This is a genomic window from Streptomyces mutabilis, assembly GCF_014649815.1.
GTDB lineage: Bacteria > Actinomycetota > Actinomycetes > Streptomycetales > Streptomycetaceae > Streptomyces > Streptomyces mutabilis.
In genome coordinates this window covers 124,510-147,537 of sequence record NZ_BMTT01000003.1, presented here as the reverse complement: position 1 = coordinate 147,537, position 23,028 = coordinate 124,510, and the positions used below count along the sequence as shown (strand labels likewise).

General features: G+C 72.5%; 21 protein-coding genes. 8 read left to right on the top strand and 13 right to left on the bottom strand.

The features are described from left to right. Positions 1 to 179 precede the first annotated feature (179 nt). Both IE142_RS08845 and IE142_RS08840 read right to left on the bottom strand, forming a co-directional pair. A complete protein-coding gene (locus IE142_RS08845; RefSeq protein ID WP_191885175.1) occupies positions 180 to 707 on the bottom strand; it encodes a COG1361 family protein in 528 nt (175 codons plus the stop codon). A 245-nt stretch (positions 708 to 952) separates the two neighbouring features. After that, the gene (locus IE142_RS08840; RefSeq protein ID WP_191885174.1) at positions 953 to 1,573 is read right to left on the bottom strand and encodes a TetR/AcrR family transcriptional regulator; all 621 of its coding nucleotides are present in this window, start codon (positions 1,571 to 1,573) and stop codon (positions 953 to 955) included. A gap of 144 nt (positions 1,574 to 1,717) precedes the next feature. On the opposite strand from IE142_RS08840, the gene IE142_RS08835 reads away from it, so the two are divergent. Further along, positions 1,718 to 2,776, top strand: a complete 1,059-nt coding sequence (locus IE142_RS08835; protein WP_191885173.1) for an aldo/keto reductase — start codon at positions 1,718 to 1,720, stop codon at positions 2,774 to 2,776. 129 nt (positions 2,777 to 2,905) lie between these two features. After that, positions 2,906 to 3,313, top strand: coding sequence for a hypothetical protein (locus IE142_RS08830; RefSeq protein ID WP_191885172.1), 408 nt, complete (start codon positions 2,906 to 2,908; stop codon positions 3,311 to 3,313). A gap of 127 nt (positions 3,314 to 3,440) precedes the next feature. Here the strand turns inward: IE142_RS08830 and IE142_RS08825 are convergent, their stop codons facing one another. Then, a complete protein-coding gene (locus tag IE142_RS08825) occupies positions 3,441 to 4,979 on the bottom strand; it encodes a CYTH and CHAD domain-containing protein (protein ID WP_191885171.1) in 1,539 nt (512 codons plus the stop codon). A 68-nt stretch (positions 4,980 to 5,047) separates the two neighbouring features. Next, positions 5,048 to 6,181 carry a M23 family metallopeptidase gene (locus IE142_RS08820; RefSeq protein ID WP_191885498.1) on the bottom strand — a complete coding sequence of 378 codons (1,134 nt, stop codon included), beginning with the start codon at positions 6,179 to 6,181 and terminating at the stop codon, positions 5,048 to 5,050. 86 nt (positions 6,182 to 6,267) lie between these two features. On the opposite strand from IE142_RS08820, the gene IE142_RS36465 reads away from it, so the two are divergent. Both IE142_RS36465 and IE142_RS08810 read left to right on the top strand, forming a co-directional pair. Beyond that, positions 6,268 to 6,507, top strand: coding sequence for an acyl-CoA dehydrogenase family protein (locus IE142_RS36465; protein ID WP_229830301.1), 240 nt, complete (start codon positions 6,268 to 6,270; stop codon positions 6,505 to 6,507). 319 nt (positions 6,508 to 6,826) lie between these two features. Next, on the top strand, positions 6,827 to 7,663 hold the full coding sequence (locus IE142_RS08810; RefSeq protein WP_191885170.1) for a nucleotidyltransferase family protein: 837 nt from the start codon (positions 6,827 to 6,829) through the stop codon (positions 7,661 to 7,663). A 16-nt stretch (positions 7,664 to 7,679) separates the two neighbouring features. On the opposite strand, the gene IE142_RS08805 is transcribed toward IE142_RS08810, so the two are convergent. Beyond that, complete coding sequence (locus tag IE142_RS08805; protein ID WP_191885497.1) at positions 7,680 to 10,307, bottom strand: SpoIIE family protein phosphatase; 2,628 nt, start codon at positions 10,305 to 10,307, stop codon at positions 7,680 to 7,682. A 218-nt stretch (positions 10,308 to 10,525) separates the two neighbouring features. Between IE142_RS08805 and IE142_RS08800 the strand changes: the two genes are divergently transcribed. Continuing rightward, the gene (locus IE142_RS08800) at positions 10,526 to 10,747 is read left to right on the top strand and encodes a hypothetical protein (protein ID WP_191885169.1); all 222 of its coding nucleotides are present in this window, start codon (positions 10,526 to 10,528) and stop codon (positions 10,745 to 10,747) included. Positions 10,748 to 10,774: 27 nt separating this feature from the next. On the opposite strand, the gene IE142_RS08795 is transcribed toward IE142_RS08800, so the two are convergent. From IE142_RS08795 to IE142_RS08775, 5 genes are all read right to left on the bottom strand, one after another. Next, positions 10,775 to 12,196, bottom strand: a complete 1,422-nt coding sequence (locus IE142_RS08795) for a cellulose binding domain-containing protein (protein ID WP_191885168.1) — start codon at positions 12,194 to 12,196, stop codon at positions 10,775 to 10,777. An 82-nt stretch (positions 12,197 to 12,278) separates the two neighbouring features. Then, positions 12,279 to 13,856 carry a beta-N-acetylhexosaminidase gene (locus IE142_RS08790; RefSeq protein WP_191885167.1) on the bottom strand — a complete coding sequence of 526 codons (1,578 nt, stop codon included), beginning with the start codon at positions 13,854 to 13,856 and terminating at the stop codon, positions 12,279 to 12,281. Between the two features lie 59 nt (positions 13,857 to 13,915). Further along, positions 13,916 to 14,767, bottom strand: coding sequence for a carbohydrate ABC transporter permease (locus IE142_RS08785; RefSeq protein WP_191885166.1), 852 nt, complete (start codon positions 14,765 to 14,767; stop codon positions 13,916 to 13,918). After that, complete coding sequence (locus IE142_RS08780; protein WP_191885165.1) at positions 14,764 to 15,744, bottom strand: carbohydrate ABC transporter permease; 981 nt, start codon at positions 15,742 to 15,744, stop codon at positions 14,764 to 14,766. Before IE142_RS08780 ends, IE142_RS08785 begins: the two co-directional genes overlap by 4 nt. A gap of 36 nt (positions 15,745 to 15,780) precedes the next feature. Continuing rightward, positions 15,781 to 17,043, bottom strand: coding sequence for an extracellular solute-binding protein (locus tag IE142_RS08775; RefSeq protein ID WP_191885164.1), 1,263 nt, complete (start codon positions 17,041 to 17,043; stop codon positions 15,781 to 15,783). A gap of 239 nt (positions 17,044 to 17,282) precedes the next feature. On the opposite strand from IE142_RS08775, the gene IE142_RS08770 reads away from it, so the two are divergent. After that, the gene (locus IE142_RS08770) at positions 17,283 to 18,128 is read left to right on the top strand and encodes a GntR family transcriptional regulator (protein ID WP_191885163.1); all 846 of its coding nucleotides are present in this window, start codon (positions 17,283 to 17,285) and stop codon (positions 18,126 to 18,128) included. Between the two features lie 208 nt (positions 18,129 to 18,336). Continuing rightward, positions 18,337 to 19,758 (top strand): Gfo/Idh/MocA family protein, encoded by a 1,422-nt coding sequence (locus tag IE142_RS08765; protein ID WP_191885162.1) that lies wholly within the window; start codon positions 18,337 to 18,339, stop codon positions 19,756 to 19,758. 70 nt (positions 19,759 to 19,828) lie between these two features. On the opposite strand, the gene IE142_RS08760 is transcribed toward IE142_RS08765, so the two are convergent. The 3 genes from IE142_RS08760 to IE142_RS08750 form a co-directional block, all read right to left on the bottom strand. Next, positions 19,829 to 20,914: a GNAT family N-acetyltransferase gene (locus IE142_RS08760; protein WP_191885161.1), complete on the bottom strand. Its 1,086-nt coding sequence runs from the start codon at positions 20,912 to 20,914 to the stop codon at positions 19,829 to 19,831. Between the two features lie 111 nt (positions 20,915 to 21,025). Then, positions 21,026 to 21,430 (bottom strand): hypothetical protein, encoded by a 405-nt coding sequence (locus tag IE142_RS08755; RefSeq protein WP_191885160.1) that lies wholly within the window; start codon positions 21,428 to 21,430, stop codon positions 21,026 to 21,028. A gap of 225 nt (positions 21,431 to 21,655) precedes the next feature. Further along, positions 21,656 to 22,420 carry a L,D-transpeptidase family protein gene (locus tag IE142_RS08750; protein WP_191885159.1) on the bottom strand — a complete coding sequence of 255 codons (765 nt, stop codon included), beginning with the start codon at positions 22,418 to 22,420 and terminating at the stop codon, positions 21,656 to 21,658. Between the two features lie 365 nt (positions 22,421 to 22,785). Here IE142_RS08750 and IE142_RS08745 point away from each other — a divergent pair, with 365 nt between their 5' ends. Then, positions 22,786 to 22,989 (top strand): cold-shock protein, encoded by a 204-nt coding sequence (locus tag IE142_RS08745; protein WP_003978336.1) that lies wholly within the window; start codon positions 22,786 to 22,788, stop codon positions 22,987 to 22,989. The last annotated feature ends 39 nt before the right edge of the window (positions 22,990 to 23,028 follow it).

Here is a 23,028-nt window from a genome sequence, read left to right as displayed (position 1 = left end):
TGCCGGAAAGCGGTGGCGGCGGAATGGCCGCCTCCGTGGAGTGTGGCCGTCAGTGGTCTCGACCAGTGCGTCGGCCGGGGGCGGAGCGAGTTCAAGTCAATGTGAACGCGGTCGCGCCGGCGGCGGCCGGACTGCCGGGCCGGCCGCCGTCGGTGGTCAGGGTGCGCTCAGGTGTGGGGTCAGGCGCACAGGACGCGGGTCTCGGGCGTGTACACCGGGCCGCCGTTGACGCTCGTGCTGTCGCTGAACTCGGCGTAGAAGTACGAGTAGAAGCCGATGTTGCCGTTGCAGCCGGAGTCCGCGGCGACCTGGAGGGTCAGGGTGACGGTACGGCTCTGGCCGGGCGGAACGGTGGCGCCGTAGTTGGTGCCGAGGTCGGCGGGTCCGGTGCCGGAGCACGGGACCGCGCTGGTCTCCGAGGCCAGGCTGCACGCGGTGAAGGCGTACTTGAGGTCGGGCCGCTGGGTGGTCAGCCAGGTCGGGTCGATCGTCTGGTACACGAACCAGATGTCGTACGTCTTGTTGTTCTTGACGGTCATCGACAGGTTCACCGTGCCACCCGGCTGGGTGGTCGCCGCGTCGGTGGTGAACGTCAGCTCGGCCGGGGCGGGGTCGGCCGCGCTCGCGGAGGGTGCCAGGCCGAACAGGGTGAGGGCGAGGGTGATGACCGTGGCGAGACCGAAGCGTCTCGTTCGTGTGGATCGCATGGCCCGGGAGACTAGGCACGGCCCCGGCGCACCGTCTGCACCGTACGGACCGCGGAGAACGCGGGTCGGCCGGAAGTGTGTGTTCGGTGAAGGGCACGTGACGGCGTCTTCACGCCGTGTGGCGGTCGGTGTTCGCCCATGACAGGACACGGGCCCGGCCTGTGCCGTCCCGCACCGGACCGTCGGTCGGACGCCCCGGCGGCAATGGCGGATTTCCGGTGTCCGTCGGCTGCCCCGGCGACCCCTCAGCGCGCCGGTCCGACGAAGGCGCCCGCCCGTGCCGCGGCGGCCGCGGCGTCGGCGGCACGGTCCGCGGCCGCCTCGTCGAGCGGCTCGGCGGTGGTGAGCAGGCGGTAGTACAGGGGTGCGGAGACGGCACGGATCACCTCGCGCGTGTCGGTGCCCTCGGGCAGTTCGCCCCGCTCGACGGCCTGCCGGGCGCAGGGTTCCCACTCCGAGACCCGGATCTCGTAGAACCGGTGGAGGGCGGCAGCCGCCTGGGTGTCGCAGGTCGCGGCGGCGATCACCGACTTGAAGAGCGCGCCCTGGCGCGGGTCGGCCAGGGTGCGCTGCACGAGACGGGCGTTCGCGCGCAGGTCGCCGAGGAGGGTGCCGGTCTCCGTGCGGGGGAGTGACTGCTCCGCCATGTCGGCGAGCAGGTCGGCGACGAGACCGACCGGGGTCCCCCAGCGGCGGTAGACCGTGGTCCTGCCGACCTCCGCGCGCAGGGCCACGTCGGCCAGGTCGAGGCCGGCCAGCCCGTGCTCGGCCAGCGCGTCGCCCGCGGCCCGCAGGACGGCGGAGCGCACGCGCGCGGTCCGCCCTCCGGGGCGTACGGTGCCCGGGCTCACGGCTTCAGGCGTCATAACGGTACTCCGGTGCCATTAGTTGCTCGTCCCTGTTAGTCTCTCAGTATCTTAACGGGACGATCGGCCCGTTAAGGATTGCCGCCCGCCGCACGACGCACACCGTCGCCACGGTCGGAGACGGCCCGACAAAGGGGAACGGTCATGGAATTCAGGAGACTGGGGGCCTCCGGGCTCATGGTCCCGGCGCTGAGCTTCGGCGCGGGCACCTTCGGCGGCCGGGGTGAGCTCTTCGGAGCCTGGGGCACCACGGACGCTGCGGAGGCCCGCCGGCTGGTGGACATCTGCCTGGAGGCGGGGGTAACCATGTTCGACACCGCCGACGTCTACTCCGGCGGAGCGTCCGAGGAGGTGCTCGGCGCCGCGATCCGGGGCCGGCGCGACCAGGTGATCATCTCCACCAAGGCGGGACTGCCCACGGGCGACGGCCCCGCCGACGCGGGCACCTCACGCGCACGCCTGATCACCGCTGTCGACGGGGCCCTGCGCCGCCTCGGCACGGACCACATCGACCTCTTCCAACTGCACGCCTTCGACGCGGGGACACCGGTCGAGGAAGTGCTCGCCACCCTCGACGACCTCGTGCGGGCCGGCAAGCTCCGCTACACCGGGGTCTCGAACTTCAGCGGCTGGCAGCTGATGAAGTCCCTGGCCGACGCCGACACCCACGGACACCAGCGCTACGCGGCACACCAGGTCTACTACTCCCTCGTCGGCCGGGACTACGAGTGGGAGCTGATGCCGCTCGGTCTCGACCAGGGCGTCGGTGCCGTGGTCTGGAGCCCGCTCGGCTGGGGCCGGCTCACCGGCTGTATCCGCCGCGGCACCCCGCTCCCGGCAGGCAGCCGGCTGCACGCCACCGCCGACTACGGGCCGCCCGTGCCGGACGAACTCCTGTACCGGGTGGTCGACGCCCTGGACGCCATAGCCGAGGAGACCGGCCGCACCGTGCCGCAGATCGCGATCAACTGGCTGCTGCGCCGCCCGACCGTCTCCTCGGTCATCATCGGCGCCCGCAACGAGGAGCAGTTGCGGCAGAACCTCGGCGCCGTCGGCTGGAGCCTGACCGAGGAGCAGGTGGCCGGGCTCGACGCGGCGAGCGCCAGGACGGCTCCCTACCCGTACTTCCCGTACGAACGACAGGAGGGCTTCGCCCGTCTCAACCCCCACCCGCTGCGCCACGTGGCCCCATCAAGGGCCTGACCCGTGGTTCTTCCGGCGGTGCGGGCCCCCATTGTCAGTGCCGTGCACAACAATGCGGGCAAGCGAGATCAACACCGGCCGGAGCGGGTAGGCGGTCTCGAGTCCCCTGTTCCGGAAAGGCCGCAGCCGATGCCGCTTACCGCCGTTCACGCGCCAACCGCCGACCCACGGGCGACCCGTCGCCGCGGGCCCCGCCAGTGCGGCCCGCTCAGCGCCGCCGAGGCCGAGGTCCTGCGCATCGTCGCCGACGCGCGTACCCCAGTGTTCGTGACCGTGCGCGAGGGCGGACGGCGCAGATACAGCTACTGGCGGCCACTGGACTCGACCACCGGCCGGGGCGGCTGCTACGTGGCGCTGCCCACCGCCGAGTGCGACAGGCTGCACGCCGCCGGCCGGATCGCCCTGGGCGAGCCGCTGACCGACCCGGCCCGGACCACCCACCGCGTCACCGCCGTCCGGGCCGGGACGGCGGAACCCGCACCCACGCCCGCACCCACGCCCGCACGCGCGGCGCGGGTCCGGGCGCGGGCGGCCTGAGCGGAAGGACGGTACCGGAGGAGCCGACCGCCAGGACGCCGACCCGAGTGCCATCGGCACCGGGGCGGGAGAACGCCGCCGTCCGGCCCGGTTCCCGGCGGCGCGGTCGGCCCGTGCCGCGCCGCGTTCACTGCGCCAGAGCGGACCGGAGCGCGGGATCCGACGCCGTACGCCACACCGACGGCAGCTCCTCCTCACGCGCGCGGGCCCCCGCCCGTTCCTGGCCGAGCAGCACACCCCAGGTGAACGAGGTCTCTCCCGCGGCGTGTGCGGTCACCGCCAGTTCCCGCAGTGTCTCCTGGGCAACGACGGAGTCCTGGTGGTCGCCCAGCAGTTGCTGGACCGCCTTGGTGCGCTTGCCGAGGCGCTTGACGGGCTTGCCGAGCACCGGACGCGCGACCTCCGCGGCGTAGCGCACCTTCTTCGCCTCCTTGCGCGCCTGGTGCAGCGCCGCGTCCCGGGACGGCCCCGGCGGCAGTCCCAGCGCGTGTTCCACGTGTCCGGCCAGGCGGTCGTACTCCTTCAGCACCCCCTTGGCCATCGTCCGGGCGGGCTTGCCCGCGGCCCCGGCGCGCAGGGGCGGCTGTCGGAGCAGACCGTCCAGTGCGTCCAGGAGACGCAGATAGCGGTCCGAACCCAGGGCCTCGCGGACGTGCGCCCTGCTCTCGTCGCCCCGCGACACGTCCCACACCCGCAGCCGGGCGGCGGCCGGACCGAGCACCAGGTCGCCGGGCAGCCCGGCGAGCCCGGCGCCCAGACGCTCGCGCAGCACCTCCTGATCCCGCGCCACTCCCAGTTCACCGGCCAGCCACTTCAGTTCCGCGCGTACCGGATCGGTGACCCGCCGGTCCAGCACCGAGCGGTAGGAGCGCAGGCAACTGCGCAGACGACGACAGGTGACACGCATCCGGTGCACCCCGTCGGGCAGATCACGCCGGGCCGCCGGATCCAGGGCCACCAGCGTGGCGACCTGCTGCTCCAGGTACGCGAGCACGTACCGGCCGGGGGAACCGGGAGCCGTCGAGGCGGCATGCGCGGACTTCCGCGCGCCTTCCGCCGCGGCTCCGGTGTCGCGCAGCGCCCGGACGAACTTCGAAGGGCTGTCCGCCCGGGTGATCCCCTTCTTGCGGAACCTCTTCTCCACGGTGTCGAGCAGTTCGGCCCGCACCCCGTCGGCGAGTTCGACCTCCACTTCCCGCCACTCGGCACGGCCGCCGCCGGGCAGCAGTGAGTCCGCGCGAACCTCGTCGAAGCTCAGCTCCGCCAGCACCGCGCCCTCGGCGTCCCGCAGGTGCCGCACCGCACGGGTCGACCGGATCCGCACCACCGGACGCAGCCGCGCACCCAGGGTGCGGGACAGGAGCAGCTCGCGCAGCGCCTCCGGCACGTCGTCCGACAAGGGCGCCCGCATCTCCTCCCGGGTGTCCCCGGTGAGCGGCAGCTTCAGGTGCCAGCCGGCGTCCGGCCCGCCCGTGCGGCGGCGCAACGTCGCCGAAGAACCGGCCAGCCGCAGGTCGGCGGTGTCGTGGTACACCGCGTCCAGCTCCTCGACCCCGGCCGCGGTGACCGAGGCCACGGGCCCGGCACCGCTGAGGTCCGGCAGTCCGTCGACGCCGGGGGAGGACGGCTCGTACTTTCGCTCTGTCTCGCGCTTCGACTCGGTCATACTGTCACCCTGAACGGTATCCGGCGGATCAAACGCGCGCGGCGGTGTCCGGTGGGGCGACACCTGCCCTAACCGCCGGGGGCCAGCCAGGGGCGCGGATCGGTGTAGTAGCCGTCGAGGACGACTTCGAAGTGCAGGTGGGGGCCGGTGGACAGGCCGGTCGAGCCCACCCGGCCGATCGTCGCCCCCGCCTCCACGGTCCCGCCCACGACGGTTTCCAGGGATGACAGGTGACTGTAGGTCGTCTCCAGCCGCTTTCCCTGGATGCTCCCGTGGTCGATCACCACGCGGTTGCCGTATGCGGCGGTCGACGCGGCGAACACCACGCGGCCCGCCCGGGCGGCGGCGACCTGCGTCCCCTGGGGCGCGGCGAAATCCACGCCGGTGTGCAGCTTGGTCACGCCGGTCAGCGGGTGCTCCCTCGAGCCGAAGGGCGAGGTGATGGTGAGCGGGCTCACCGGGGCGGCGAGGAGCGCTCCGGCGGCGCCGCCCGCACCGCCGGCGGCGTCGGCCCGGTCGAGGGCCTCGTAGCGCGGGACCAGCGCCTCCACCTCGGCGAGGTAGGTCTCGGCCGTCGGCGGGACACGCCCCGCCTTCGTCACGGCCTCCGGTCCCTCCGCGTACGCGGCGAGGGTCAGGTCGACGAGGTCGCCGTTGGCCCTGCCCTCGGTGCGCAGCTCGGTCACCTCCTCGGCCAGGGAGCAGTCCTGTCGGCCGAGCGCCATGATGGCGTCCGCCGGGTCGCGGGGCGAGGAGTGTCCGTTGCCGTCGTCGTCCCGGCCCCAGGTCCGCCACTCGCTGTCGGTGAAGGCGGCGATGCCCTTCTGGCCCGAGAGCTCGTCGGTGTCGTCGCTCCAGCCGGAGAGCTGGTCGATCTGCGCGGCGAGCACGGACGGTTCCAGAACCGTGCAGGCCGAGGCCGCCTTGCGCAGCCAGGGCACGTAGGACGGGTCGATGTCGACCGCCGCCGCCTTCTCCGGCTCCGCGTCCTCGGGCCACGGCGTAGGCAGGCCGCCCGTCAGTGCCAGGAACGTGGCCACGCCGGTGACGGTCACCAGACCCGGCAGGAGCAGCAACGTGAAGGGGCCGGGGCCGCGGCGTCGGCGTCTCCCCGCCCGCTCCTGCTGCTCGGGCCGCGCTTTTGGGCGTTCGCCGTCCGTCTCCCCGGCGGCCTCCACCACGCTCGGCCGTTCGTCGTTCACCCGGCCGCCCGCCGGGACGTGATGCTCACGGACGGAACTCAACACCCCCGCTCCACGGGTGTCAGGAGGCCCCGAGGCACGAGGCGATGCCCGAACGGGCAGAGCCGGCGGCACCCGACGGCCCGACCCCGCGCACTAAGGTCCCGCCCCGACCGTCGACCCCGGAGAAGACGCGAACTCCGTTGATCATCGTCGCCGAGTCGGCCTTCCGCCTGCTGGACCAGGCGGTGCAGATCCACGGCAAGGACGGACCGACCCAGGGGCACGAGATCGAGTGCCTCTTCCGCAAGCTGCGCATGCTCCGGGTCCTGACCGGCACGTCGTAGATCCAGCGCAACGGCATCGCCAAGGGCCTCGCCACCCTGACCCAGCGCCGACTGACCGCCGAGCAGGGGCGGTGTACGAGGTGGCGGAGCGTGCGGCTGCTCGCCGCGCGGGCATCGGGCGCCGCCGCGCGTCGGGGCCGGGCGGCCTCATGGAACGCCCCGACCCCCGTTTCCCGATCGTCACCCCGTCCACAGGCACCGCGTACACTCCCCGCCATGGGCGTCTCCTGAACCGACCGCACGGTCCGCAGCCACCCGCCCCGCACATGCCGGGCGTCGATCCGTCGCGCCCGCGCGCTCAACCAGGAGACAGTCACCCATGTCCGTTCGCTCCGCCTCCCCCGCCCTCGACGACCGCATCGCCCGCCTGCGCCGGCTCGCCGAGTCGGAACCCCGTCTCGAAGGCGTCCTCCTCTACGGTTCCTGGACGGTCGGCGAGGCCGACGCCCACTCCGACATCGAGGCGTACCTGTACGTCGAGGACAAGCACCTAGACGACTTCGACGCCCGGGCGTTCCTCGAACAGCTCGCCCCGCTCGAGCTGGCGTACACCAACATGTACGGCATCCTCGCGGTCGTCTTCGACGACCTGATGCGCGGCGAGTTCCACATCACGCCGGCCGGCGAGGGCATCGAGGAGGTTCCGACCTGGGAGGGCGTGGTCCACCTGCCCCGTCCCGAGGCCGCCGTCCTCCTGGACCGCACCGGCCGCCTCACCCGGGCCGCCCGCCGCCTGGCCGGGTTCCGCCCGCCGGAGCCCGTCGGCACCGCCCAGCAGCTCTGCGACGAACTCGCCAACTGGACGCTGATGCTGGCCCACGTCCTGGCCCGGGGCGAAGTTGCCCGCGCCCACGCCCTGTTGCACGCCGTCGTCGCGCCGCTGCAGCTCAAGCTGTGCCGGCTCCTGCGCGACTCCACCGCCCACTGGCTGACCCCCAGCAGGGCCCTGGAGAACGACCTGCTCGCCGCCGACGTCGACCGCTACACCGCCACCACCGCCGCCGCACGCGAGGGCGAGCTGCGCACGGCGGCCCGCGACAGCTGGCAGTGGAGCCGGGAGCTGAGCGCCGAGGCCACCGGCCGCTGGGCGGTGCGGGTTCCGGAGCAGCTGCACGAGCGGATCGCGGACCTGCTCGCGGGGCACCGTACGGGCTGACGCCCGGCAGGCGCGGTCACGAGGGGCGGACGGCGAGCAGGGCGATGTCGTCGGCGCTGTCCGCCCCCAAACCGATCATCAGCTCGTCGCAGAACGTGTCGAGGGACTCGCACGCCAGATCGGCGGCGTGCCGTCGCAGCCGGCCCAGCGCCTCGTCCAACGGTTCGTTCCGGCGTTCGACGAGACCGTCCGTGTACAGCAGGAGCGTCGAGCGGGCCGGCAGCGGGTGGCGTGCCGTGCGGCGGGGCACGTCCGGGTCCACGCCGAGGAGCAGGCCCGCTCCCTCGTCCAGAAAGCGGGTCTCGCCCTCGGCCGTGGTCAGCAGTGGCGGCAGATGACCGGCCGAGGAGTGCAGCAGCTCCCAGGGACCCGGCGCGCGGCCCTTGAGCAGGCCGTAGACGCACGTGGCGGTGGCCTCCCGGTGCAGGCTGTGGTTCGCCAGGTCCAGGCGGTGCAGGACCTCCGCGGGAGGCTCCTCACGGTCCACCGCGATGCCGCGGAGCATGCTGCGCAACTGGCTCATGGCGATGGCCGCGTCGAGGTTGTGCCCCGTGACGTCACCGATCACCAGGGCGGTGTCCCCACCGGGCACGACGAAACTGTCGTACCAGTCCCCGCCGACCTGCGCCGTTGTCGATGAGGCGGCGTAGCGGGCGGCCAGCTCCAGTCCGTCGACCCGTGGCAGCACCGGCAGCAGGGAGCGCTGCAGCCGCTCGGCGATGGAGCGGGTGTCCTGGTACAGACGGGCGTTGTCCACCCCGAGCGCAAGGCTGTGCACCAGGTCGTCGACCAGGGGCAGGTCCTCCTCGGTGAAGGGCTGCTGGCCGGGTGTACGGGCGAGGGTCAGGGCACCGAAGATCTTGCGCCGGGCCCGCAGCGGAGCGACCACGGCGCTGCCCGCACCCAGCCCGTGGAAGAGTTCGCGGTAGTTGCGGTCCAGCGCGTTGTCGGCCTGACCGGGCGACGGTGTCTCGGAGAGCAGCAGCGGACCCGCGCCGCGCAGCACCCGGGCGAGCGGACCGCGCGACTCCTCGGAGACGGCCGGGAGCATGCCCTCGTACGCGGTGGGGCGCAGGCCGCGGGGGTCACGATGGACGACACAGGCCCGCTCCACCTGGTCGTGCTCGGTGAACAGGTCCAGCACGCACCAGTCGGCCAGCCGCCGCGTCAGCAGCCGCCCGGCGTGCTGCAGGCCCTCGTCCAGGTCCAAGGCGTCGCTGAACCGGGACCCCAGCTCGGCCAGGAGGGAGAGCCGGTCGAGTGCGGACATGGCGGCGCCTTCGTCGCCCTCCGTTCCCGGGCCGGGGCCGCCCGGCCACACGTTCGCCGGAACGTCCCCGGGGGCCGACCGGACCGTGCCGCGGGCGCTGCCGACCGTCCTCGGCCCGTCGAGGGACGTGGTGGCCCGCGGTGCGAGCTGGGCGACGAAGACGGTGCGGCCGTCGGCCGTCTCCTGCGTCTGGATGAACAGCCGCACCGGAACCACCCCGCCGTCACGGTGGCGTGCCGGGAGCGGCACGGAGCGGCCCACGATGCGGGTACGGCCCGTCAGCAGCATCGAGCTGAACGCCGCCGTGTGCCGACGGCGCAGATGCTCGGGAATGAGCGTGGTGAGACGGCGCCCGACCAGGTCGTCCGGAACCCAGCCCAGCAGATCCGCCGCCGGCCCGTTCGCCGCGATGATCCGATTGCCCTCGTCGGCCGCGATGGTCGGGACACGGCTGGTCCGCACCTGATCGGGGTCCCACGGGACCAGTTCGTCGGAGCTGACCTCCGGATCGCGGGGCATCACGGACCAGGCGGTGGGCCCGCCGCCGTCCAACTGGTCGACGATCTGGTCGAAGAACCAGTCCTGGAACACCCGGCAACGCGGCAGGGCGGGCAGCGTGAGCAGCAGCTCCTCACGCGCCGCCTCCTCGGCCAGACCGAGTGTCCGGCGCAGCGCCCGGACTGCGGGTGCCGCGTCGGCCGGCAGCGACAGGAGCAGGGAACGCAGGCCGGAGTCGGAAAGCGGCTCCCGGGGCGCGGCCGTCAGACAGGCGCTGATCACGTTGTTGACGTCGTTGGCGGCGGCGAGGTCCTCGGGCGGCACCCCCGGACCGCCCCCGGACGCCACCAGGGTCAGTTCCCGCAGGACGGCGTGCCGGTGCTGCCGGCACGTCGACTCGAGGGCACTCGGTACGTCGATGAGCGTCACCGTCCGCTCGGCGGGGCACGGCGCCACCGCGGGCTCCCACCCGGACGACGGCGGGGGCGGACCGTCCGGCCACAGTTCGAACCACACCGTCTTGCCCTCGTCGCCGACGTCGACCCCGTACCGCGACGCCAACTGTTCCACCAGGGCCAGCCCCTGCCCCGTACCGGCGTACGGCGGGCAGTTCTGCGGCACCAGTCCGCGGCCCGGCCGCCGGTCGGCGACGCGCACCCGCACCCGGCCGTCGAGGCGGGACACCGTCACCTCGGCCTCGGTGCGCGCGTGCAGCACCGCGTTGGTGACCAGCTCGCTGACCAGGAGCTGAGCCGTGTCCACCAGATCGGAGGCGGCGTCGTCCAGCGCGGCTCGCACGAAGCGACGGGCCGAGGCCACGCTCACCGGCCCGTCCGGAAATCGTCGTGACACCGTCGCCGGATCGAGGGAACCCATGCCCTCAGTGTGTGCCCCGCACGGGCCGCCGCGCAGCGCGCCGTCCCGGCGGGCCGCGACCTCGGGCCGCCGCCGTCCGCCGGTCGGGTGACCGATCGACAGGCCGGTCGGACCGCGGCCGCGGTGGGCGAGCCGGGCGGGAGCCGTGATCACGGGGCCGGTCGGGTGCTGGTAGCGTCGCGTGGTCGCGGCGGCCGGAGCGAGGGAGGTGTCGGTGCGTGGGAGAGCGGCACGAGCGTGAGTGGGTGGCGATGACACCCGGTGACTTCGACCGGGAAGCGCCGCTGGTCCTCAACGTGGGCACCGGGCCCGCGACCGTGCCCGCCGAGCCGGACGAGTACGGCACCGCGCCCCTGTTCGGTGAGACGGCGCCCGTACGGCCGGCCCCGCGCCGGAACCGGCGAGGACGGCCCGCCCCAGCCCAGGAGCGGTTGTTCTGACCGTCCCCGCCGGGGATCAGCGCGGGATCACGGCGCGGGGACCTCGTCGACGAACGCCGTACCGGCGCCGCGGTACCCGGCGACCTTCGCCGCGACCTGGGCCGGGGTGAGCACCTGGTCCTTGACGTGCAGGACGTAGTCGACCTGCTGGTCGTAGGCGCGCGGAGTAGTCGAGGTCTGGCCGTTCAGGTCGATCAGCCACTGGTTGAAGTTGATCGACATCGGCCGCTCGGGCAGGTAGCGCGCGTCGTGCGTGCCGAAGTGCTGCCCGTCCACGTAGTACGTGATGGCGCTGTCGTCGATGGTGACGACGAGGTCGTGCCAGCCCTCGTAGCTGACGCGCTGCTCCGAGTGCTGGTTGACGGCCTGCCAGGGGTCGGGGGCGTAGGTCTCCCAGGAGGTCGTGTACAGGATGTTCGACGGCTCGCCCCACCCGCCGTTCGGCAGGTACTCGAAGTCGTACTCGGCGTAGTCGTCGGCCATCGGAGCCTTGAGGTCGTTGATGGTGAAGAACGTCTGCACCAGGTGGTCCCCGTCGGGCCCCGACTTCGGGGCGTCGGAGAACCTCACGCGGGCCGCGTAGGTGCCGTTCTTGAACTTCATGGCCTTGGTGAGGACCTCGGTGTGGGTCGTGGACGCGCCGGTGCCCGCTGTGGACGTCTCCAGGTTCATCACCGAGTTGCCCCCGGCGGAGACGAAGGTGACCTTGGACGGGTCCCAGGTGGCCCCGGGGACGCCCGGCCCGCCGGAGTTGGCGCGGATGCTCCAGCCGTGTGCGGCGATGTCGGGGTCGGTGTGCGAGCTGTAGTCGAAGTCGTCGAAGAGGGTCCGTCCGTCGCCGGGCGGGTCCGTCGGGTCGGGCGGATCGGTCGGGTCGTTGCCTTCCGGTGCCGTCCCCCACACCGTGGTGCCGGCGAGCTGGGCGGTGACCTTGTCCCAGTCGGCGTACGAGGTCCGCGCGCCGTCGAACGAGTAGTCGTCGCTCTGCCGGACCGGCTGCCAACTGCTCTGGTGGAAGCGCAACTGCATGTCACCCGTGTCCGCGCCGGGCGCCAGTGTTCCGGCCGCCGGGGTGAAACCGATCTCCAGGTAGCGGTCGGCGTTCGCGGTGGGGTTGCTCAGGGTGCCGAACGTGCCGGTGACGACGGAACAGCCCCGCACCGCCCAGGAGCAGGCGAAGCGGTAGGAGGCGTTCGGTGAGTCCGACTTGAAGTAGTAGCGGATCTTCACCTGACTGAGCCGCACCGTGGAGGAGCCGGAGTTGCGGACCTTGAGCCAGGGCTCCGTCTGGTCGGCGGTGGCGCCGCCCGCGCTGGTGCGGTATCGGACGGTGAGGCCGTCGGCCGCGGGAGCGGCCTGGGCGGGGAGGGCGGTCAGGGCACCGCCGCCCAGGAGAGCCGCGAGGGCGAGCGCCAGGCGGGCGCGGCCGGCGGGGGGTCGGGTACTCATGCGAGGTCCTTTCGGTTGGGCTCCCGTGTATTTGCGGGGGCGTCGGCGAGGGTGCGGGGCGTGGGGGAGCGTCTGTGAGTGCTCAGTGGACGCCACCCACTCGCGGCGGCACGGGGACGCCGGCCGGCGGGTGGGCGTGCGCGACCTCCAGAGCGTCCAGCCGGGCCCGGTGGCCTGCCAACCGGGTGCTGAAGTCCCCCCAGCCGGACGTGCCGTCCCAGACCCGCTCGGCGAGCGCGCACAGCCGGGGATAGGTCAGGTACTCGATGTGCTCGGACGTCGGCACGAACTCCGTCCACAGCTGGCCCTGCGCGCCCAGCACCCGCGCCGCGACCTCCGGGTCCGGCGTGGGCGGCGCGAGGTCCACGTCGTACACCGCGCGCAGATCGACGATCCCACCGGGCTGGGCGGGCGGTTCCTCCGGTCCGTCGCCGCGCGCGTAGTCGAAGTAGGTCGCCCGGTGGTCGGCCTGGACGACCCGGTGACCGCGCTCCGCCGCCGCGCGGGCGTGCCCCGGTTCGCGCCAGCCCATCACCGTGCACTCCATGGGTGGGAGGACGCCGTCCTCGGCCCAGACGACCGGCCGGCGGCCCCCACGCACCACGTGTTCGGCCATGCGCCCGATGAACCAGGGGTGCAGCGCACGCGGGCCGGGCAGCCCTTCGCGGGCGGCGCGGGCCCGTGCCGCCGGGCTCCGCTCCCACTCGGTGGTGGGGCACTCGTCGCCCCCGAGGTGGACGTACGGCGAGGGGAAGACGTCCATCACCTCGTCCAGCACGGTGCGGAAGAAGTCCAGGACGTGGTCGTCGGTGCCGAGGACGTTCTCGCACACGCCCCAGTGCGTCCACACGTCCAGCCGGCGCGTGGGGTCCGTGCCCAGCTCGGGATGGGCCGCGAGGGCCGCGCGCACGTGCCCGGGCACGCCGGTCTCCGGAAGGACCGTCACTCCGCGATCGGCCGCGTACGCCACCAGTTCCCCCAGCTCGGCACGGGTGTACGCCCCGCCGTGCGGCACACCGTCGAACCGGTCGCTGCCGGCCGGGCCGGCCATCGACTGCGCCCGCCATCCGCCGACCTCGGTGAGCCGCGGGTGGGCGGTCACCGGCATCCGCCAGCCCTGGTCGTCGGTGAGGTGGAGGTGGAAGACGTTCAGCTTGTGCAGCGCCAGCAGGTCGACGTAGCGCCGCAGGTAGGACACCGGCTGGAAGTGCCGGGCGACGTCGAGCATGGAGCCGCGCCAGGCGTGGCGGGGAACGTCGGTGATCTCCACGGCGGGCAGGTCCCACGGCACGCCGCGCACCGGAAACCGGGACAGGGCCTCGTAGGGCAGCAGTTGCCGCAGTGTCTGCACGCCGCGCAGCAGCCCGGCGGGGCGGGCGGCGCGCAGCAGGGCGCCCCGCGGGCTGACGGTCAGGCCGTAGCCCTCGTCGCCGAGGCCGGTCAGGGCGGGGTCGAGGGCGAGGACGAAGGCGCCGTCCGGTGCGGTGTCCAGCCGCAGCCCCGTGGCCGGGGCGACGAGCGTGCGCAGCAGGGCCGCGGCCGGTTCGGCTCCCGGCGTCACCCGCAGGTGGGTCGTGTCGTCCAGCCGGAAGCGTCCGGCACGGGTGGAGAGGCGGCGGGGACGGGGGACCAGGGCGAGTTCGGGGCGTGGCAGGTCCACGGGACGGCTCCGTTGGTCGGGGCGGTGCACGGCGGGTGGGGGGGGAGCGGCGTACGCGGTCAGCCCTTGACGCCTCCCGAGGCGAGCCCGGCGGTCACCTGGCGCTGCAGCACGAGGAAGACGACCAGCGCGGGCAGGGCGAAGAGGGTGGAGGCCGCCATGGTGGCTCCCCAGTCGGTGCCGAACGTCGACTGGAAGGACGAGAGCCAGACCGGGAGCGTGCGGCTGTCCTGCTGCTTGATGATGAGGAAGTTGGCGTAGGTGAACTCGTTCCAGGCGGTGATGAAGCCGAACAGCGAGGTCGCCATGAGACCGGGCGCCAGCAGCGGGAAGGCGACCCTGCGGAAGGCGCCGGCCCGGGTGCAGCCGTCGACCTGCGCGGCCTCCTCCAGCTCGGGAGGGATGCCGGCGATGAAACCGCGCAGCACCACGACCGTGAACGGCAGCGTGATCATGAAGTAGATCAGCGTCAGCGTCGGCAGCCGGTCGAGCATGCCGGTGTCCCGGGAGATGATGTAGACCGGGATGATCAGGGACTCCCAGGGCGCCATCTGAGCGATGAACACCGCCAACACGAACTGGCGGCGCCCGCGCCACCGCATCCGGGCCACGGCGTAGGCGGCGCCGAGGGCGACCAGCAGGGCGAGCAGCACCGCGCTGATGGTGACCAGGATGCTGTTGCGCCAGAAGAGCGCGAAGCCGTCGGCGGCGATCGCCGTCCTGAAGTGGTCGAGCGTCCAGGCGCGGGGGAGCGGGCGGGGGTCGTACGACTGGATGTCGGGGGATGGTTTGAACGCCGTCGTGACCATCCAGTACACGGGGAACAGGCAGATCAGTACGGTGAGCGCGGCGGCGGCGTCGAGCGGGAGGCGTCGGACGGCGCGGAGCGTCGTGGGGCGCGAGGTCCTCACAGCTGCTCACCCTCCTGGCGGAACAGTTGGCGGAAGTAGAGGACGAGGACGCCGCTCATCAGCAGCACCGTCAGCATCGAGGCGGCCGAGCCCAGGTCGTAGCGCTGACCCGCCAGCGCCGTCTGCACGGCGTACACCGGCAGGATCGTGGTGGCTTCGCCCGGTCCACCGCGGGTCATCACCCAGATCTGCACGAACGCCTTGAAGGTCCAGATCACCTCCAGCGACAGCACCAGCATGAAGATCGGCCGGATCAGCGGGAACGTCACCGAGCGGAAGACACGCACGCCGCCCGCCCCGTCGATCCGTGCCGACTCGTGGAGTTCGGCCGGCACCGTGACCAGGGCCGAGTACAGCGTGATCGCGGCGAAGGGCACGGACTGCCAGACGATCAGGACCACGATGATGGCGAACGCGGTCCCGCCGTGCGCCAGCCACGGGTAGCTCTCGTAGGAGTCGAGGCCGAAGCCGGTCAATGTCTCGTTGACGATGCCGAACTCGGAGTGGAACAGCCACCGGAAGACGGTCGTTGCCGCCACCACGGGCACTGCCCAGACCAGCACCAGCGAGCTGAGGACCACGGTCCTGGCCACCCGGTCCAGCCGCTCGGTCATCAGCGCGACCAGCGTGGACAGCACCATGATCGCGACCACGTTGACGGCCATGAACACGAAGGTGCGGCGCACCACCTCCCAGAACTGCGGATCACCCAGCAGAGTGCGGTAGTTGCGCAGTCCCACGAACTCCGCGTCGCCCAGGATCAGCTGGCGCAGCCGGAAGTCCTGGAAGGAGATGAGCACGGCGCGGGCCAGCGGATAGACCAGCAGGTAGAGCATGCCCAGCACGGCGGGCGCGATCAGCAGGTACGGCCAGAGGGCTCCCCGCCCGGTCCCGCCGCGCCGAACGGCGCGCCCGGGGGCGGGCGGCGCCTGGCGGCGGCCGGTGCGCGGCACGCTCCTGTCGCGGACGGTCGACACGATGCCACCTCCTCGGAGTGTCGGGACCGGTCGCGGTCAGGAATCGCTGTTGAGGGTGTCGGTGATCGTGCGGGACGCCTCGGCCGCCTCCGACTGGGCGTCCCCACCGGTCAGTACGGCCGTCATGTATTCCTTGATCGGGTTCCTCGCCTCGACCGCCGCCCATTGCGGGGTGTTGGGCGTGGCGTGCCCGTTGGCGGCGCCGGCCGCCATGGCCGCGGTGCCGGGGTCGGCGGAGACGGCACCCGCGAGGGTGGTCTTGTTCGGTACGTAGCTCATGGCGACGGCGAGTCTCTTCTGCCAGGCGTCCCCGGTCAGTTCCCGGATGAAGGCGAACGCTTCCTCCTGGTGCGCGGCGACGGCGGGGACGACCAGGTCGCTGCCGCCGGTGAAGACGGCGCCCGGTTCCCCGGCGGTCTTGCCGGGGATCGGGAAGAAACCCAGCTTCCCCTTGAGTTCCGGGTTCTTCTCCTCGATGACCTCGGCTCCGCCGGGGACGGCGATGAGCTGGGCGACCTGCCCCTTCGCCATCACCTCGGCCTGTGGCGGCCGGGCATCGTCCGAGTCCTTGGGGCCCTTGCCGAGCGCTTGGAGGCGCCGGTAGAAGTCCATGGCCCGCAGCGCCTCGGGACTGTCGAGGCCGCCCTTCCACTTGCCGCCGGACTCCACCGCGAGGTCACCGCCCTCGTCCCAGACGAAGCCGGCGAGGACGTACCAGTTCTGGCCGGGGAGGTAGATGCCCTGGGTGCCGCCCCGATCGAGCTTGCGGGTGGCGGCGATCCACTGCTCACGGGTCCTGATCCCGGCCGGGTCCACGCCTGCCTTCTCGAACAGGTCGGTGCGGTGGATGACCACCCGGTTGGCGGCGTAGTACGGGATGCCGTACTGCTTGCCGTCGTACGAGCCGGGCTCCGCGAGCCCTTCGAGCCAGTCGCTCCCGCCGAGCTCGTCCACCCGGTCCGAGAAGTCGGTGAGGCCGCCGCTCTGCGCGTACTGGGCGACCTGGGTGTTGCCGACCTCGATGACGTCGGGCGCGTCGTTGCTGGCCAGGGATGCGGTGACCTTCTCGCCGATGCCCTCCCACTCCTGGATCTGTATCTTGAGGTCGATCCCGGGATGGGATTTTTCGAAGCCGGTCTCGAACTCCTTCCGGAAGTCGGCCGAGACGCTGTCGCGCATGAGCCACACGTCGAGGGTGGTCCTGCCGCCGGCGTCGTCCGAGTCGTCCGACGACGAGCAGGCGGCGAGCGAGGCGCTGAGTACCAGCGCGGAGAGCAGGGCGAGCGAGCGGTACTTCACGGTTCACCTCTGGGAGGGCTGGAGGGACGAGCTGGGAGGAACGACGTACCCGCGCTTTACCAGTAGAGGCGTCAGTGGTTGACCAGTCGGCGTTGGTCGAAGGTGGCATGGACCAATGAGGTCGTCAACCCCCCGCGTACGAGCGGGGTTTCGGCCGAACCGTGGTCGGTGTGGCTGGTTCGTGACCGATGTGCACAGGTAAACTCAGTTGACCAGCAGACCAGTTACGGGAGTACTGCATGGAGATCGACGCCGCCGCCTCCGGTGCGGTGCTCAAGCGCGAACGCGTACGCGACGCGATCCGGGAGCTCATCGAGGAGCGGAACCCGGGGGACGCGATCCCCTCCGAGCGCACCCTGTGCGCCCGGCTCGGGGTGTCGCGCCCCACCCTGCGCGCCGCGGTGGACGAACTGGTGGTCGCCGGGCTGCTCGTGCGCGAGCACGGCCGGGGCATGTTCGTCGCCGCCGAGAAGATCACCCAGGAACTGGTCTCGGACCGGCGGGCCTTCAGTCTCCCGCAGGCCGCGGGCGCCTGGACCAGCAGACTCCTGGAGGTCCGGACGCTGCCCGCGGGCGCCCGGGTGGGCCGCAAGCTGCGCATGTCGCCGGCCGCCCGGATCCACTACGTGGCGCGCTTGCGGCTGGTCGACGGCTCGCCCATGGCCATCGAGTACCTTCACGTGCCGGCCGACCTGGTGGCCGACCTGACCAGTGAGGAACTGGAGGAGGGTGACCTGTACGAGCACCTGAGCGGGCGGCACGGCGTCCGGGTCAGCGAGGCAGTGCAGTCGATCGAGCCCACCGTGGTCACCCGTGCCGAGGCCGACCTGCTCGACGTGCCGGAGCTGTCCCCGGCGCTGCTCTTCGAGCGCCTGACCTCGGACACCCGCGGGCGTCCGGTCGAGTACGTGCACTCCCTCTACCGCGGTGACCGCTACCGCATCGTCTCCCGGCTCACCCTGGGGCCGCGGGACCAGGCTCCGCCCCCGAGCGACGGTCACCATCCGGGCATTCCGCCGGGCGACTTCAGGAACGGGGACCCCGTCACGCTCTCGACGCGCGGTGTCGTCCAGGGCGGAATGTAACGCCCATCGGTGCGCGGAACTGCTCGGAACGGCTTTGCATCGAGCACGTATTGACATGTATCGGCTGAGGCCGCAGAGTCATGCCCCGAAAGCGTTCGACGGTCCGACGACCCGATGCCGCGACGGTCCGTCCGTGCTCGACCGCGCTCGACAACGCCCGACAGTGCCCCGACCGTGATGCCGACCGCCCACGAGGAGTGTTGCCGTCATGTCCGAAACGCCCGCTGTCTCACGCCGACTCCTCCTGGGTGGTGCCGTCGCCACCGGCGCACTCGCGGCCGGGATGACCGCGTCGGCCCCGTCCGTGGCCGCGGCCGAGCCGGCCCCCCGCCGCGGACACGGCCAGAAATCGATGATCGGCGTCCCGTTCGCCGCCCACAGAACAGTCCGCGTCGGCGTCATCGGCCTGGGCAACCGGGGCGGCGGCATGATCACCGGCTGGGCGGCCGTACCCGGCTGCACCGTGACCGCCGTCTGCGACATCCGCGCCGACCGGGCCGAGCGCGCCGCCGACCGCCTGGAGAGCAAGGGCCACCCGCGCCCCGCCGAGTACGGCGGCTCCGCGGACTCCTACGCCAGGATGCTCGGGCGCGACGACATCGACCTCGTCTACATCGCCACGCCCTGGGAGTTCCACTACGAGCAGGGCAGGGCGGCGCTGCTCAGCGGCAGGCACGCCGTCGTGGAACTGCCCGTCGCGACGGAACTGCGCGAACTGTGGGACCTGGTCGACACCTCGGAGCGCACCCGCAGGCACCTGATCCTGTCCGAGAACTGCAACTACGGCCGCAACGAACTGGCCATGCTCAAGGCCGCGCACGACGGCCTGTTCGGGGACATCACCAACGGCCACGGCGGCTACCTGCACGACCTGCGCGAACTCCTCTTCTCCGACACCTACTACACCGACTCCTGGCGACGCCTGTGGCACACCCGCAGCACCGCGTCCTTCTACCCCATGCACGGCCTGGCCCCCATCGCGGCCGCCATGGACGTCAACCGCGGCGACCGCATGACCACCCTGAGCGCCACCTCGACCGCCCCGAAGGGCCTGGCCGACTACCGCGCACGCTTCGTCCCGAGGGACCACCCGTCCTGGAAGGAGAAGTACATCAACGGGGACCTGGTCACCTGCATGATCGAAACGGCGAAGGGCAGGACGATCCGCGCCGAGCACGACGTGAGCTCGCCCCGTCCCTACAGCCGGATCAACACCCTCGCCGGCAGCCGCGGCATCGTCGAGGACTACGCCGGACCCGCCCCGACCGGCGCCCGGATCTACGTCGAACCGGACCACAGCGGCCACACCTGGCGGGACTTCGAGGGATACCGCAAGGAGTACGACCACTGGCTCTGGCAGAAGGTCGGCGACGACGCGGCCAACAACGGCGGCCACGGCGGCATGGACTACGTGCTGCAGTGGCGCATCGTCCAGTCCATGCGCGCGGGGCTGGTGCCGGACATCGACGTCTACGACTCGGCGGCCTGGTGCTCGCCCGTCCCTTTGAGCGTGAAGTCGCTGGCCAGGGGCGGCCGTCCGGTGGAGATCCCCGACTTCACCAGGGGCGCCTGGCGTGAGCGCCGGGCGGGCCTCGACTCGGCGTCCACCGACATGCCGCCCGTCGGCTGATCCCGGGACGGAGCACAGCTCCCGCCACGGCTGCCCCATGGGAGCTGTGCTCGTCGCCCCGGAGGCCGTTTCAGCGCTCGCGCAACCGGCCCAGCCCTTCCAGCGTGCGCGCGGCGGCGCGGGCCATGCGCGGCCGGTCCCGTACGAAACGGCGAGCGGCACGCACCGGCTCCCGCCCCAGCCGTTGGAGGGCACCGCCCGGACCCGGACGCACCACGGCGCCCTCGTACACCCTCAGGTCACCCGTCTTGAACGACTCCTTGTAGCGCGCCGGCCCGCTGCCCAGGTCCACCGTCCCGATCCCCTCGGCGGCCGCCGCCTCCAGCATCCGCAACTGGAGCAGGACCCCGGGGGAGTACTTGCCGAACGCCGGGTCGTACGCCGGGAACCACCAGGACAGGACCGTGGGCGAGCGCAGCCCGAAGTGGGCCGCCACCGGTCGGTCGGCGGCGTAGAGCACGGACAGCACACCGCGGCACTCGGGGTCCTCGCCTCTCGCCAGCAGGTCCACCAGCCGGATGATCCACGCCTGCGCGAACCGGTCCCGCCGGCCCGTCCGCCGGTACTGCGCGGACTTCCACCGCATGAGCGTCCGCAACGCACCCGGATCCGGGTCGTCGAACACGAAGCGGACCGCGCCGACCTGACGGGACAGCCTCCGCTCCTTGGCGAAGGTCTGTTTGCAGAAGCCCGGCGAGCGGCGCCGCAGGTCCTGCGCGTACCGCTCGAAGCCGCCGCCGAGGTCGACGACTGGAGAGGCCAGCTCCTCGGTTGAGTGCGCCGAGAACAGGTCCTGGCCCGCTTCCAGATTGTCGAACTCGAAGGACGACAGGTCGCAGGCCCGCAGCAGCGCGCGGGCGTCGAGACGGATGCCCCGGCCCAGCACGGCACCCTGGCTGTCCGACACCCCCAGGCCGATGGCCCGCCCGCGCCCCGCCAAACCCCGCTCGTGCGGGAAGTACCCGACCGGTGACCCGTCCTCCCGCAGCACCGCCACGCGGGCCTGTGCCCTGACCGCCCCGACGGCCGCGGTGAACGCGGGATCCATGAAGGGATTCGCCGGGGCTCCTGAGGCCGCCCTGATCTCCCGCCAGATCTTCCGGTCGTCCGCACCGAGCTCTCCCGGTGCGACAACGTCTATGCGCTTGCTGGACACTCGCCTGCCTCCTGTGTCGTCTGACTGCGGACACGCGAAGGCCTGCTGGACACCGCGGCACGGGGCAGTACCCGGCCCACGCGGCGCAGGCCTCGTCGGTGATGTCGTTGCTCAGCAGCGGAACGTCTGCAACGCGGGCACGCCCCGGACGGCTTCGTCGGCTCCCGCGGCGCGCTCACGCCCCGGCGGTCGGTCGGTCGTGCCGTCCTGCCCCGCTGATCGAGCCCGCGCGGGGGCGCTCACCGGGAGGTCGTCCCCAGGACCGGCCGATCCCGCGCTCCTCGGCGACCGGGCGGCGGCCGGCCGGAGCACGGGGTCCTCGTCGCACGGGCCCGGTGCCCCGGCCAGCCCGGCCAGCCCGGCCAGCCCGGCCAGCCCGGCCAGCCCGGCCACCGCGGCGGACGCCGCCGTGCCCCGGTCCGGCGGCGGCTCCACGAACCCCGCTCGCTGCGGGGCGACGAGGTGGAGCAGCGCCAGTGCCAGCAGAACCGCGGCCGCTGCCCGTCGACGCCGCACAGCGGGCTCCTGACTGCCGATCCAGCGGGGGCTGACATGCGGGCCGACACCGGACCAGTCCCCCCCTGATACGCCCAGTCCTTCCCCCAGTAGGCCGGGGGCGACCAGCCCCGTCAAGCCCGGGTGACACGAACCGGTACGCGGGGCTCACCCCGACGGACGCAGTGCTCCGGTGCGGTCTCGCACCGGGTGTCCAGTGCGCGTGGACACCCGCCGTGGGGCGCCCTACCGAGCCAGGACCGACGCAGGTCCCATGACGATGACCGGCTCCTTGTCCGGGTCCAGGACGTTGAGCAGCGCGCGCATGTGCTCCTCACTCAGGGACACGCACGCGTTGGTCGGCCCCTGGTGATCCACGTGGATCCAGACACCGCCGCCCCTGTCCTCACCCAGCGGGCGGGTCTTGTCCAGCGGGGTGGTGCCGGGCACCCGGTTGTAGTCGATGGCGATCACATAGTCGAACGAACCCTCCAGCGGCTCGCCGAGATGTCCCGTGCCCGACACGGCGAACTCCGGGTCCTGGTCGTAGGGGAGCCGGGTGCCCGGGTCGGGCAGCCTGCCCCCGGCGTCGCTCAGGCGGAACACGCCGATGGGAGTGCGCAGGTCGCCCGCCTCGTGGTCGTCGGTCCAGCCGCGCAGTCCGTTGTGCGCGGGCCACGGACCCGCGACGGCACGCCAGCCATGCGCGGGGTGTCGCTCGTACACGACCGCCTCCGCCCGGTTCGAGCTCTCCGTCGCCCCGGTGACCACCAGCGCCTGCCGGGAGGCGTCGGGGAGCCGGGCGCGCACTGCCGGCCCGACCCCGGGCAGGAGGCGGGGGAACGAGCGCCGGGGACCTGCCTGCGCTGGCGCCGGAGGCGAGGCGGACGTGCCGGGCGGCTGCGAGTCCCCGGAGGTGGTCCCCGACGGCTGCTGGGCGCACCCGGTCCCCAGCGCTCCGGCGCACACGACGGCGCCGATCACCAAGGCCAGCGCTCTTCTGACGGTCATATCGTTCTCCGGCTCCGTGAGTGGACTACTCATTGCTTCACCACTAACGGAACCGGGTTGTGCGGCTGCTTCGCCCTCTCCCCCGTATGGCGCAGGAGCCCCCCGCGCGACCGCCCGCCGAAAGCCCCGGAGATACCGGTCCGCCACGCCGTCACCGCCTCCTTGGCGCAACATCGTTCCCGCTCGGACCCCTTACTCACTGGTGGGGCCCGGACATGCCGTGTAGCGTCAGCAGCAGATGTCGTGGTTCGCCCAGACCGCCCGCCCCGGAGTGCGGGCGGTTTGCTGTGCAATGCCGGAGGACCAGGACGACCACCTCCGGGTTCGCGCGGTGCGGACTCGATAACGGCTGAAAGGCAAAAGGCATGGCCAGCGGAACTGTCAAGTGGTTCAACTCTGAAAAGGGCTTCGGCTTCATCGCGCAGGACGGCGGCGGTCCCGACGTCTTCGCGCACTACTCCAACATCAACGCCCAGGGCTACCGCGAGCTGCAGGAAGGCCAGGCCGTCACCTTCGACATCACCCAGGGCCAGAAGGGCCCGCAGGCGGAGAACATCACCCCCGCCTGACCGGGAGACCGGAGTACGAAGCACGGTGCCCGGGAACCG